This is a genomic window from Vibrio sp. A8-1 (assembly GCF_013048685.1).
GTDB lineage: Bacteria > Pseudomonadota > Gammaproteobacteria > Enterobacterales > Vibrionaceae > Vibrio > Vibrio metschnikovii.
This window is the reverse complement of the sequence record NZ_VHTC01000004.1, coordinates 133,450-146,454: the sequence shown is the minus strand read 5'-3', so window position 1 is coordinate 146,454 and position 13,005 is coordinate 133,450. Positions and strand designations below refer to the sequence as shown.

Below are 13,005 nucleotides of genomic sequence, written 5' to 3'. Positions count from 1 at the left end.
TACTAAAAGAGAAGATTCAATTATGACTTACCACCCAATAAAAACCGCCGTTATTGGCTATGGCTACTCGGCAAAAACCTTCCATTTACCTTTTATTCAAAGTTTACCTGAACTGACATTGTGCGCGATCAGTTCCAGTCAGCAAGCGGCGGTCGAAGCTGATTGGCCACAAGCTCAGTGGTATCAAGATGCAGAGAGTCTGCTGGATAATAGCGATGCTGAGTTAGTTATCATCACCGCGCCCAATGATGTCCATTTTCCTCTAGCAAAGCGAGCGCTAGAAAACGGTAAGCATGTGATCGTCGAAAAACCATTTGTCACCAGTGTCGAAGAGGGACGGGCCTTGATCGCTCTTGCCCATCAGCAAGGTCTGTTACTGAGTGTCTTTCATAATCGACGTTGGGATGGGGATTTCCTCACCGTGCAAAAACTGATTAAAGAGGGACGATTAGGTGAAGTACGCCTGTTTGAGTCACATTTTGATCGCTATCGCCCGCAAGTACGTCAACGCTGGCGTGAACAGTCACAACAAGGTGGCGGAATATTGTTTGATCTTGCTCCTCACCTACTCGATCAAGTGCTGGCGCTGTTTGGTTTACCACAAGCCATTAACGCCCAATGTCGGATGATGCGCCCCGATGCGCAAACCATTGATTACTTCAACCTCATCTTACACTATCCCGCTCACCTAGTGCATCTGCACGCTAACCTCTACAGCCCAGAGCCCAATTTACGCTTTAATGTGTTGGGCACGAAGGCCAAGTTTGTTAAGCAGGGTCTTGACCCACAAGAAGAGTATTTAAAGCAAGGTCGATTACCTGACAGCCCTGAATGGGCAAAAGAAGACTTATATCTCTATGGACAACTATACAGCGAGCAAGGCTCAGAATTAATCGAGACAGAAGTCGGTGGTTATCAACACTACTTTAAAGCCGTGGCCGATGCGATTCGACTTGGCACCGATAATCCAGTTCCCGCTGAACAAGCGCTACAAAATATCCAACTGATAGAGATGGCGCTGCAAAGTAGTGAGACAGGGGAAACTGTGCGTGTAGAATTGCTATAATTCTGTTTATCTATATTGATAAATTGATTCCCTTACGTGATTAGAGTTGCTTCATGTTTAAGCGACTCTACGCTTATTTGAAACGGCTTTTCTCGCTTACTATTTTAAAAAAGCTGGGTGTCACTTTCGTACAAGGTTTCTTGTATAGTATGCCGGTAAAGCCTAAAGAAGCACTGCAGTTAGCGATTTCTGGTTTAAACCCTCAGTTCTCTGTTGGGCTTATCGGTTAACCCTTAATGCCAGCGAACCAGCATTAAGGGCATTATTTTAAACCACGCCTTGCTCTATCATTGCGTCGGCAACTTTACGGAACCCCGCGATGTTAGCGCCTAGCACTAAGTTATGCGGTTCACCAAATTCTGCTGCCGTATCACGAGCGTTGCGGTAAATGTTTTTCATGATGACTTTGAGTTTTTCATCGACTTCATCAAAACTCCACGTTTGCATGCTCGCATTTTGCGCCATTTCTAATTGGCTGGTTGCTACGCCGCCAGCGTTTGCGGCTTTCCCCGGGCCGTAATAAATTTTAGCCGCAAGGAAGACTTCTACAGCATCTTGAGTGGATGGCATGTTGGCTCCTTCAGAAACACCGATAATACCATTGGCGATAAGAGCCTGTGCATCTTGTTCCGTCAGTTCATTTTGTGTCGCGCATGGGAAGGCTAACTGAGCTGGAAAGCGCCAGACGGCGTGCCCATCTTGTGGATAATCACTGGCTGGGATATAGCAAGCGTCAGGATGCTCAGTGAGATACTCTTCTAAGCGCACTTTACGTACTTCTTTTAATGTTTTTAACGTGGCTAAATCAATCCCGGTTTCATGATAAATCGTCCCGTTAGAGTCTGAGCAGGTAATCGGTTTTGCGCCCAGTTCGTAGAGTTTTTCTATGGTGTAAATCGCGACGTTGCCAGCGCCGGAAACTAAGCAAGTTTTCCCGCTTAGCGAGAGGCCGTTGTCTTCCAACATATTTTGTGCGAAATAAACGCAGCCATAACCAGTGGCTTCCTTACGTACCAAAGAGCCGCCCCACAGTAAGCTCTTACCAGTAAAGACACCATCATAACGGCCAGTTAACCGTTTGTATTGACCAAACATATAACCAATTTCACGAGCACCAACGCCAATATCGCCAGCCGGGACATCGCATGTCGGTCCGATATGACGATACAACTCATTAATAAACGATTGGCAAAAGCGCATGATTTCGCCGTCGGATTTACCTTTAGGATCGAAATTGGCTCCGCCTTTACCGCCGCCAATCGGTAAACCGGTCAACGCATTTTTGAAAATTTGCTCAAAGCCTAAGAATTTAATGATGCTGGCATTGACGCTCGGATGAAACCGTAGCCCACCTTTGTATGGACCTAATGCCGAGTTAAATTCAACACGATAGCCTTTATTGACCTGAACCTGTCCTTGATCGTCTACCCAAGGCACTCGAAACATGATTTGGCGTTCAGGCTCAACAATTCGTTCAATAATCGCATGCTGTTTGTATTTATCGTTGGTTTCTAGAATGGGCTGTAAAGAATCTAAGATCTCTTCTACGGCCTGATAAAATTCAGCTTGTGCAGGACTTGTTTTTTGTAATTTGACAATGGTGTTATGAATATAAGTCACGATGTGGTCCTTGTGATGTTATCCCTTGATACTGGACGGTATCCGTTGGTCATCAAATGATGATAGCGATACCGCCTCCTCGTTATTAACAGTAACAGGCTGAGCTTTGGTTATTTTTATAACTGTCACTGATGAGAAATAATGCACGGAAAGTGGTTAAAAATCTATGGAAAAACAAAGGGAAGAGGAATTTTTTGCGAGGAGGAAAATAAAAAGGGATGAACCGTCGCATCCCTTTGTTGATATCAGCAGTCTAGCATGGATAACCAATTAAACGGTTGATGCTATACGGGTGCTTATCGATAAGTAGCGCGTAGCATCCATGCGGTTTTTTCATGGACACGCATTCGGTCAGAGACTAGTGAAGCTGTGGACTCATCGTCTGCTGCTTGAGCGAGTTTCAGTACATCACGGCAAGTACGGATCACTTGTTCATGAGATTGAGTAAGGATGTTAACCATCTCCACGCCATCAGTTAGCCCTACCACTTCTTTAATTGAGCTAAGCTCAGCAAATTCTTTGTAGGTTCCCGGCGCCGCTACGTCTAAAGAGCGGATACGTTCGGCGATATCATCCACTGCAACCGCGAGCTCAGTGTAGTGCTCTTCAAACATTAAATGCAGCTCACGAAATTGTGGCCCAGTAATGTTCCAATGGAAATTATGGGTTTGTAGGTACAGGGTGTACGAGTCGGCGAGTAACCGTTTTAGTCCTTGGGCAATGTTAATGCGATCAGATTCATTGATACCAATATTCATCTTTATCTCCTTTATTGACTTATACCTTTGCGACTTGAACTTACGTGGTATTGGCTAGGTTCGCTCGCCCCAATCACATCGTTGTCTATGGGGGCTTACTCACTTACCGTCTTTCTGTAACGCCAAATTGTTTAGGTATATAACTTTTTAGTTGAAGCTGCAGTGTTGGTTTACTTTGCTTATTTCACGCCCATGATCATCTATGTTCATAGGCTAAACTCTCTGATTACCTACCTGCAACGTCAACGGGTTTAGGTATGAGCACCGATACATACTTCACATAATGGGATAGAACTCGTGATAGATGCAATGCAGTTTGATTATGGTTAATGTTATCGAATGCTATTCAACTACTATCTACCTACCTTGCTGAATCTTCAAGTTATTTGGACGTTTACCTATCAGATTAATCGTTCGAGGCGATTAGCCGCCACTAGCGATATTGCCTATTCTATGCCTCAAGCGCTAAACGTTGAGAAGATTTTCTCTAACTCGTGAAGGTGCGCAAGTTTATTGATGGCAGAACATTCAGCTTGATCTAAAGTGTAGTAGAGCAAAAAGTAACACAATGAAAGTATAAGATTTTTAGATAGAAATCTACCCGTGAATGCGATGAATCATCGCAGCAATGTGTCGCAAGGAGAAGATAATGGAAAGCAATAACACCTCGTCAGGTGGCAAGTGCCCAGTTATGCATGGTGCCGTGACATCGAATGAAATGACCAATATGGATTGGTGGCCTAAAGCGCTCAACCTTGACATTTTGCACCAACATGACACGAAAACGAACCCAATGGGTGCAGATTTTAATTACCGTGAAGAACTAAAAAAACTCGATGTTGCCGCTTTAAAAAACGACCTCAAAGCGTTAATGACCAATAGCCAAGATTGGTGGCCAGCCGACTGGGGTCATTATGGCGGTTTAATGATCCGCATGGCTTGGCACTCGGCCGGAACTTATCGTATTGCTGATGGCCGCGGCGGTGCGGGTACGGGTAACCAGCGTTTCGCTCCTCTCAACTCTTGGCCAGATAACGCCAACTTAGATAAAGCTCGCCGTTTACTGTGGCCAATCAAGCAAAAATACGGCAATAAAATCAGCTGGGCTGATTTGATGATCCTTGCCGGTAACATGGCCTATGAATCGATGGGTCTTAAGACCTTTGGTTTTGCTTTTGGGCGCGAAGATATTTGGCATCCAGAAAAAGACATTTATTGGGGTTCAGAAAAAGAGTGGTTGGCACCGAGTGGCGCTAAAAACAGCCGTTATTCGGGAGAGCGAGATCTTGAAAATCCATTAGCAGCAGTAATGATGGGGCTGATTTATGTCAACCCAGAAGGAGTCGATGGTAAGCCAGACCCACTGAAAACGGCTCATGATATGCGCGTTACTTTTGAGCGCATGGCAATGAACGATGAAGAGACGGTTGCGTTAACCGCTGGTGGTCATACCGTTGGTAAATGTCATGGTAATGGCGATGCGGCGAATTTAGGCCCCGCCCCTGAAGGCGCGGAACTGGATGAGCAAGGCTTAGGTTGGATGAATCATACTAAGCGTGGCATCGGTCGTAATACGGTGACCAGTGGTATTGAAGGGGCTTGGACAACCCATCCAACGCAATGGGATAACGGCTATTTCTATTTGCTGTTTACTTATGATTGGGAATTGAAAAAGAGCCCAGCTGGCGCTTGGCAATGGGAACCGATTAATATCAAAGAAGAAGATAAGCCGGTTGATGTTGAAGATCCAAGTATTCGCTATAACCCAATCATGACTGACGCCGATATGGCGCTGAAAATGGACCCTGCTTATCGCAAGATTTCTGAGCGTTTTTATCAAGACCCAGCTTATTTCTCTGAGGTGTTTGCTCGCGCTTGGTTCAAGCTGACGCACCGTGATATGGGGCCTAAAGCTCGCTATATTGGTCCTGATGTCCCTAAAGAAGAGTTGATTTGGCAAGATCCAATCCCAGCGGGACGGTGTGATTATGACGTTGATGCGGTGAAAGCGAAAATTGCCGCCAGCGGCTTAAGTATTAGTGAAATGGTCTCCACCGCTTGGGACAGTGCTCGTACTTTCCGAGGCTCCGATAAACGGGGTGGTGCGAATGGTGCACGGATCCGTCTCGCGCCACAGAAAGATTGGCAAGGGAACGAACCACAGCGTTTGGCGAAAGTGTTAGCGGTATTAGAGAAGATTGCTGCTGAAGCAGGGATCAGTGTCGCTGATACCATCGTACTGGCTGGTAACCTTGGGGTAGAAATGGCGGCTAAAGCGGCGGGCGTGGCTATCACCGTACCGTTTGCTCCTGGTCGTGGTGATGCAACGCTAGATCAAACGGACGTTGCTTCATTTGATGTCCTTGAGCCGGTGGCTGATGGTTTCCGCAACTGGTTGAAAAAAGATTATGTTGTCAAGCCTGAAGAGCTGCTATTGGATCGCGCACAGTTGATGCGTTTAACCGCTCCAGAAATGACGGTACTGATCGGCGGTATGCGTGTACTGGGGACTAACTATGGCGGTACACCACATGGGGTATTGACCGATAACGTGGGCGTATTAAGTAACGACTTTTTCGTTAATTTAACCGACATGCGTTATACATGGAAACCGACGGGGCGTAACTCGTATGAGATTTGTGACCGCAAAACGGGTCAGGCTAAATGGACGGCAACCCGAGTCGATTTAGTCTTCGGTTCAAACTCGATTTTACGTGCTTACGCTGAGATTTATGCGCAACAAGATAACCAACAAAAGTTTGTGCATGACTTCGTTGCGGCATGGAGCAAAGTGATGAATGCCGATCGTTTTGATCTATTATAATCATTGATTGATTTAATCTGTAAACGTCAATAGCCCCCAAATCTGGGGGCTATTTTTTTAGTAGCACTATGGCTAAGAGAATCTGGCTAGGATGAGGAAGCTACCATTGACTGCCAAAAAGCTTGCCACGCTTCAGGTTTACCATAGTAGGCACTCGGCTGTACGGAGCGCCACTGTCCATTCGCCAATTCAATCATCATCGATGGGAATCCCCGTAATTGATACTGAGCCATCAGTTGTTTGCTATTGGCAATCGTGGCTGGTAAATCAGATTTGGCTTGCTGCATGGCGTTGTGCCATTTATCGTGCTCAATACCTAATTGGCTTGCTAACTGAGCCAATACTTCAGGTTCGGCAACGGTTAATCCTTGTTGATAATGGGCTTGCTGAATTTTTTTCAGCATCGCCAATCCTAGGCCTTGCAATTCCTCAGCGGCGATGATCGCCTGAGCGGTAAGGTAAGAATCAACGATGAGCGGCTGCTTACTGGCAATTCGTGAGCGGTACGCTTCACCAAAAACTTGTCCAGTCACCAAACTAATCTGTTGGTCTGCCTCTAATATATGCGCTCGAAACTCGGCGGCCAATTCGGAGCGTGGCAACATCCCACCCGGGTGTAACTTGAGTGTGATAATCGGCATTTCAGCCAGTGTTTCTAGTAGTGGGCTAGCACCGAAACACCAGCCGCACATTGGGTCAAAAAAGTAGTGAACCTTTACCATTGCATTTCACCCATATGTACTTTCGCGCCAATCTCTAATGCCATTGGTAAACCGGCTTCAGGGTAAAGCTTAAGCATACGTTTGATTAATTGTTGGCTATCTTTACTGGTTTGTTTCGCTTTAGCAAAATCCGTTAAATAGCGCTGAGCAAAGCTAATCGCTGAGGCATCTAATGGAGTGCCGGCAATCATGTGACCAGGGATCACCACTTCTGGTTTTAAGGCTTGCATGCGCTCAAGCTGCTGTGCCCACGCTTGACGGCTCGCATCGCTTTGCGCATCGGCCATCCATAGGTGAACGTTACCGTAGACCGCCACATTGCCCAAAATGGCTTTGTTGGCTGGGATCCATAAGTAAGGGCGATGGGCTAGCTCACCTTCAGCATCGTGGATCTCAATAGTTTGTCCATCAATCGTCAGTGTTTTACCATGATAAGCGGTAGGCAATACCGGCTTCACTGGCGCGTTAGTGCCCATTTTCGGAGCCCAGAATGCTAATTTACCATCCAGCTTTTCTTCAATTGTCGCGCGCACTCCCGGAGTGGTGAGGACTTTCGCATCAGGGAATAGCTCATGCAATACTTCCGCGCCAAAATAGTAATCAGGATCCGCTTGGCTAATAAAAATCGTGGTTAGGTTTTTGCCTGAATCGATGACTTTAGCGGCAATGCGTAAGGCATCGGCTTTGGTAAAGCCAGTATCGATCACCATGGCTTCTGTTGCGCCGTAAACTAAGGTTGAGTTTACATGAAAGCTATTGCCATCGGCGTTGTAAACGTCCAGTGTTAAAGGTTGCTGCGCCGCAAATGCAGTGCTGCTGATCAGTGTAGTTGCGGTCAGTAGAGTCAGTTTTTTCATGATTATTTATCCTAAAATAGAGTATCGAAAGTGGGTTATCGGTTCGGGAGCTATCATACGAATTAGACTTGTTCGGATATATAGCTAATAATTGACATCATTGTTTCTTAATTCGAACTAATACGATGGATAAACTGACCGCGGCTCAAGTATTTCTCGACGTTGCGCTTACGCAAAGCTTCACAGCCACAGCCGATCGACTGGATATTTCGCGGCCGATGGTGACTCGGCACATTGAAACCATGGAAAGCTGGTTACAAACGCGATTACTGAATCGAACCACACGTAAGGTGTCGTTAACCACTGCTGGAGAGCAGTGTTTAGAGGCGATTAAACTCTGGGTAGAGCAAGCTCAGCAGTTAGAACATCAACTGATGGATAGTCAGTCCTTAGCGGGAAAAATTCGTATTGCGACCAGCATGTCGTTTGGTTTTGCCCAGCTTATCCCAGTGGTAAAGCCGTTCCTCGCCAAGCATCCGCAAGTTGAGATCGATATTGATGTGCAAGATAAAACGGCGGATCTGATTGCTGAGCGGATTGATTTGGCAATTCGGATTGCCGCCGATCCGGATCCTTCGCTAATTGGTCGCCCGATAGCAAAATGTGAGTCGATATTAGTGGCTGCACCCAGTTATTTAGCCGCGCATCCGGCGATCACGCAGCCGAGCGATCTTACTCAACACGCTTGTTTAGGATATAAAAATTTCGAGCGACATATTTGGCATCTCACAAAAGGTGAGACATTACAATCGGTGGAAGTGAGCTGCCGTTTGACCGCCAATGAGGCGACCACTTTGCTTCACGCTGCAGTGCATGGCATGGGTATCGCGTTGCAGCCAACGTATTTAACCAGTGGTGCGTTAGCAAAAGGTGAGGTGGTATCGGTTTTAGCCGACTGGCAGCCAAAAACCATGTCGATTTATGCTTTGTATCCGTCAAGGCGACATTTATCACCGGCGGTCAGGGCATTGATCGATCATTTAGCGGATTACTTTGCTAGTCATGACTGGCAGGATATTGTTTTATAGTTATATCCCCGTCCTACCTGCAACTCCAAGTGATTTGGGTATAGATAAACGTGAAGAGTAAGTAAAGAGAGGTAAGCAGAGCGAGCAATGAGCTGGCTCTGCTTATTGATTAAGCCAGTGCGCCTTGTTGTTGCGCTTGTTTTACCAATGCTTGACGTTGAGCTTCCATTGCTGATTGCACTTCACTTTCCGTATGTGCGTCTTCTTCCACTGCCTGTGGGACAAATACATAGAACTTGTTAATGGTCATCGTTGGATCTCAATGTTGATGTTGGAGTCTAAAAAATAGAGGATGTTAACTCAGTTAACATCCTCCTTGATGCTTATTTTTTAGGCGTAGATACTAAGGATGAATTTATCAGTAGTCAACCCTTTCGCTAGCCAATCGTTTAGACATCATATGTCGTGGAAGCGGTGTCACCACCAGTACCAGTCCAGTTAGTATGGAAAAACTCACCCCGTGGGCGATCAATACGCTCATAAGTGTGTGCGCCAAAGTAATCACGCTGAGCTTGCAGCAAGTTCGCTGGTAAACGAGCGGTGGTATAGCCATCGAGGAAAGTGAGTGCTGAGGTCATGCACGGCATCGGGATGCCGACTTCCATTGATTTCGCCGCGACTTTACGCCATGCGCCAAGGCAGTTATCCAAAATGCCTTTGAAATAAGCATCAGAGCCTAAGAAAGCAATGTCTGGATTGGCGTCAAACGCATCACGAATATTACCGAGGAAAGCGGAACGAATAATACAGCCACCGCGCCACATCAATGCTACGTTGCCGTAGTTAAGGTCCCATCCGTTTTCGTTAGAGGCTTCACGCATCAACATAAAGCCTTGCGCATAAGAGATGATCTTCGATGCCAACAAGGCTTGACGAAGCGCATCAACCCATTCTTGTTTATCACCTTCCACTGGAGTGATGGTTTTTGCAAACAGTTGTTCCGCTGCAACACGTTGCTCTTTAAGTGCGGATAAGCAGCGAGAGAATACGGACTCAGTGATGAGCGTCAGTGGAATACCCATGTCTAAGGCATTAATCCCCGTCCATTTACCCGTGCCTTTTTGACCAGCGGTATCAAGGATTTTTTCCACTAATGGTTGGCCATCTTGATCTTTATAGCCAAGAATATCGGCGGTAATTGCCACCAAATAGCTATCAAGTTCAGTTTTGTTCCACTCGGCGAAGACTTTTTGCATCTCGTCGTGGTTCATACCCAAGCCATCTTTCATAAACTGGTAAGCTTCAGTGATGAGCTGCATATCACCGTATTCGATACCGTTATGAACCATTTTCACGAAGTGACCAGCGCCATCGTTGCCTACCCAATCACAACAAGGTTCACCGGCTTCAGTTTTGGCTGAAATACCTTGGAAAATCGGTTTGACCGCTTCCCAAGCTTCTGGTGCGCCACCGGGCATAATGGATGGGCCAAAGCGCGCGCCTTCTTCACCACCCGATACGCCAGTACCAATGAAGTGAATGCCTTTTTCGCGTAGCGCGGCCACACGGCGGTTGGTGTCTGGGAAGTTGGTATTACCACCGTCGATAATGATGTCACCTTTATCGAGTAAAGGAACTAATTGATCGATAAATGCATCCACCACATCTCCAGCACGGACCATCAGCATGACTTTGCGAGGCGTGGCGAGCTTATCGACTAAGTCTTGTAGTGAGTAAGCACCGACAATCTTGGTGCCTTTGGCTGGGCCTTGTAAAAACTCATCCACTTTCGCGGTAGTACGGTTATAAGCCACCACGTTAAAGCCGTGATCGTTCATGTTGAGAATTAGGTTTTGGCCCATTACTGCTAGGCCGATTACACCAATATCACCTTTCATTTATTTCTCTCCTTTACGCAATCTTTTTCGCTGCGTCTAAATCTAAAAACCACTCGGTTTCACCCGTTGTCGACTGAATTTTTGCTGCTGGATAAGGTAACTCTTCCGCAGGAGTAGTGTGAATTTCATGGACGATATCTGCTTTGCCTGCGCCAAGCACAAGATAGCTGATCCGTTTCGCCGCTTGTAAAACTTTGGCGGTTTTTGATACTCGTAACTGACCTGATTGAGGTTGAGTTGCCACCACCGATAAATGTGGGTCATGATAATCCGTCACGTCAGGGAACAGTGACGCCGTATGACCGTCGGCACCGACGCCAAGTAATATCCAATCGAAGACGGGAGTACCGTTCTCGCTGGTGATGCATTGCAGCATTTCAGCGGCAAAGCGCTCAGCTTCGGTGTGTGGATCCGCTTCACCGCGAATACGATGAATATTTTGTGCAGGGATCGCCACTTGGCTAAAGAGTAACGCATTGGCTTCGCCATAGTTGCTTTCTGGGTCATCCGCTGCAACGCAGCGTTCGTCACCCCACCAAAAATGCAGGTTTTGCCAATCAATCGCTTCAGCGTAGGGCGCACTTGCGAGTCGTTGAAAGAGCATTTTTGGCGTGCTACCGCCAGAAAGGGAGATATGTACTGGTTGGTTCTGCTGGCTATAGCGCAGCATCTCATCCGCCAGCGTATCCACCACCTGCTGTGGTGTTTGAAAAATTTTATGATTGATCATAGTTCGCAGTAATCCGTGTCAGTGAGATTCTTACAAGGGAAACGCCATGCGCGGCCATCTCGCTCCAGTAATTGATCGGCTTCCATCGGTCCCCAGGTGCCGCAGGCATAACCAAACAATGCTTGTGGATCTTGCTTGAAATCGAGGATTGGTTGCACAAACTTCCAGCACGCTTCCACCGCATCAGTGCGGGCAAATAAGGTCGCATCACCATTAAGTGCATCCAATAAAAGGCGCTCATAAGCGGTGAGCATTTTGGTTTCGGCCAGTGAGGTGTAATGAAAGTTCATCGACACTTCTTTGGCTTTAAATCCAGCGCCGGGTTCTTTTAAGCCAAAGCTCATTTGAATGCCTTCGTCCGGTTGAATACGAATGATCAGCTTATTGTCAGGGGCATTTTGGCCAAACACTGGGTGCGGGGTACGTTTGAAGTGAATAACCACTTCGGTCACGCGGGTTGGCAGGCGTTTGCCAGAGCGCACATAAAACGGAACCCCATTCCAACGCCAGTTGTTGATGAACATTTTCAGCGCAACATAAGTTTCAGTGCGCGAATCATCGGCAACGCCCGGCTCGTCTCGATAACTGGGCAGGAACTGGCCACGAATGTCTGATTCTGTATATTGACCCAGTACGAGGTTATTGCGTAAATCCGCCTCTGAAAGAGGTTGTAAGCTTTGTAAAACCTTGTTCACTTCATTACGGATAGAGTTGGCATTGATTTCTGCAGGTGGCTCCATGCTGACCATCGCCAACACTTGCAGTAAGTGGTTTTGGAACATATCCCGCACAGCGCCAGAGCCATCGTAATAGCCGCCACGCTCTTCAACCCCTAAAAATTCCGCGCCAGTGATTTCGACGTAATCAATAAAATTACGGTTCCAAAGGGGTTCAAACATGCCATTGGCAAAACGGAATACCAGCAGGTTTTGCACCGTTTCTTTACCCAAATAATGGTCAATGCGATAAATCTGGTGCTCAGCAAAGTGACGATGAATTTCAATATCGAGCGCTTGAGCTGACTGCAAATCGTAACCAAAGGGTTTTTCGATGATCAAGCGCTTCCAGCCGTCTTGTTCATCATTTAAGCCATGGGCAGCGAGACAGGCAGGAATGACGCCATATAAACTCGGTGGGGTGGCGAGATAGAATAAGGTATTGCGTTGCTGTTGTTGATACTGCTCGGCGAGCTCAGTCAAACGCGTTGAGAGTTTGGCATAATCGTCCATGTCGGACGTATCAAGTGCTTGATAGTGAAGATGTTCACAAAAGGCATCAAGAATAGCTGGCTCGGTTTGCTCTAATTCACGCAGTGAGCGTTTTAATTTTTCACGATAAGAATCGTCACTGTACTCTGTACGACTGACACCTAAAATAGTAAAGGATTCAGGTAGTTGCTTACTTGCATATAAATGATACAGAGCAGGCACTAACTTTCGATAAGTTAGGTCGCCCGATGCACCAAAAATTACGATGCAACTGTTTTCAGGTATTACCATCATCTTTCCCTTAAAAACGAGGTACTTAGCATGCGCCAACCCTAGCAGCGCAATACCAAAATA

Annotated in this window: 12 protein-coding genes; 4 read left to right on the top strand and 8 right to left on the bottom strand. The window is 46.6% G+C overall.

All coding sequences use genetic code 11. The features are described 5' to 3' along the window. Nucleotides 1-22: 22 nt before the first annotated feature. Nucleotides 23-1,066, top strand: coding sequence for an oxidoreductase (locus FKN93_RS03575; RefSeq protein WP_170904496.1), 1,044 nt, complete (start codon nt 23-25; stop codon nt 1,064-1,066). A gap of 53 nt (nt 1,067-1,119) precedes the next feature. Then, a complete protein-coding gene (locus FKN93_RS03570; protein WP_170904495.1) occupies nt 1,120-1,296 on the top strand; it encodes a hypothetical protein in 177 nt (58 codons plus the stop codon). 37 nt (nt 1,297-1,333) lie between these two features. Here the strand turns inward: FKN93_RS03570 and gdhA are convergent, their stop codons facing one another. Both gdhA and FKN93_RS03560 read right to left on the bottom strand, forming a co-directional pair. After that, on the bottom strand, nt 1,334-2,686 hold the full coding sequence (gene gdhA / locus FKN93_RS03565; protein ID WP_170904494.1) for an NADP-specific glutamate dehydrogenase: 1,353 nt from the start codon (nt 2,684-2,686) through the stop codon (nt 1,334-1,336). 296 nt (nt 2,687-2,982) lie between these two features. Next, nucleotides 2,983-3,444 carry a Dps family protein gene (locus FKN93_RS03560; RefSeq protein WP_004396773.1) on the bottom strand — a complete coding sequence of 154 codons (462 nt, stop codon included), beginning with the start codon at nt 3,442-3,444 and terminating at the stop codon, nt 2,983-2,985. A 649-nt stretch (nt 3,445-4,093) separates the two neighbouring features. On the opposite strand from FKN93_RS03560, the gene katG reads away from it, so the two are divergent. Continuing rightward, nucleotides 4,094-6,268, top strand: a complete 2,175-nt coding sequence (gene katG, locus FKN93_RS03555) for a catalase/peroxidase HPI (RefSeq protein ID WP_170904493.1) — start codon at nt 4,094-4,096, stop codon at nt 6,266-6,268. Between the two features lie 86 nt (nt 6,269-6,354). Here katG and FKN93_RS03550 read toward each other — a convergent pair whose 3' ends face one another. Both FKN93_RS03550 and FKN93_RS03545 read right to left on the bottom strand, forming a co-directional pair. After that, nucleotides 6,355-6,990, bottom strand: a complete 636-nt coding sequence (locus FKN93_RS03550) for a DsbA family protein (protein WP_170904492.1) — start codon at nt 6,988-6,990, stop codon at nt 6,355-6,357. After that, entirely contained in the window at nt 6,984-7,847 is an 864-nt protein-coding gene (locus tag FKN93_RS03545) for an MBL fold metallo-hydrolase (RefSeq protein WP_154170780.1), read from the bottom strand. Before FKN93_RS03545 ends, FKN93_RS03550 begins: the two co-directional genes overlap by 7 nt. Before the next feature lie 125 nt (nt 7,848-7,972). Here FKN93_RS03545 and FKN93_RS03540 point away from each other — a divergent pair, with 125 nt between their 5' ends. Then, entirely contained in the window at nt 7,973-8,875 is a 903-nt protein-coding gene (locus FKN93_RS03540) for a LysR family transcriptional regulator (RefSeq protein WP_170904491.1), read from the top strand. A gap of 109 nt (nt 8,876-8,984) precedes the next feature. On the opposite strand, the gene FKN93_RS03535 is transcribed toward FKN93_RS03540, so the two are convergent. From FKN93_RS03535 to zwf, 4 genes are all read right to left on the bottom strand, one after another. Then, the gene (locus FKN93_RS03535) at nt 8,985-9,125 is read right to left on the bottom strand and encodes a hypothetical protein (RefSeq protein WP_004396768.1); all 141 of its coding nucleotides are present in this window, start codon (nt 9,123-9,125) and stop codon (nt 8,985-8,987) included. Nucleotides 9,126-9,264: 139 nt separating this feature from the next. Further along, nucleotides 9,265-10,713 (bottom strand): decarboxylating NADP(+)-dependent phosphogluconate dehydrogenase, encoded by a 1,449-nt coding sequence (gnd, locus tag FKN93_RS03530; RefSeq protein ID WP_170904490.1) that lies wholly within the window; start codon nt 10,711-10,713, stop codon nt 9,265-9,267. Between the two features lie 13 nt (nt 10,714-10,726). Then, nucleotides 10,727-11,443: a 6-phosphogluconolactonase gene (pgl, locus tag FKN93_RS03525; protein WP_154170777.1), complete on the bottom strand. Its 717-nt coding sequence runs from the start codon at nt 11,441-11,443 to the stop codon at nt 10,727-10,729. Then, nucleotides 11,440-12,942: a glucose-6-phosphate dehydrogenase gene (zwf, locus tag FKN93_RS03520; RefSeq protein WP_170904513.1), complete on the bottom strand. Its 1,503-nt coding sequence runs from the start codon at nt 12,940-12,942 to the stop codon at nt 11,440-11,442. Before zwf ends, pgl begins: the two co-directional genes overlap by 4 nt. Nucleotides 12,943-13,005: the final 63 nt, after the last annotated feature.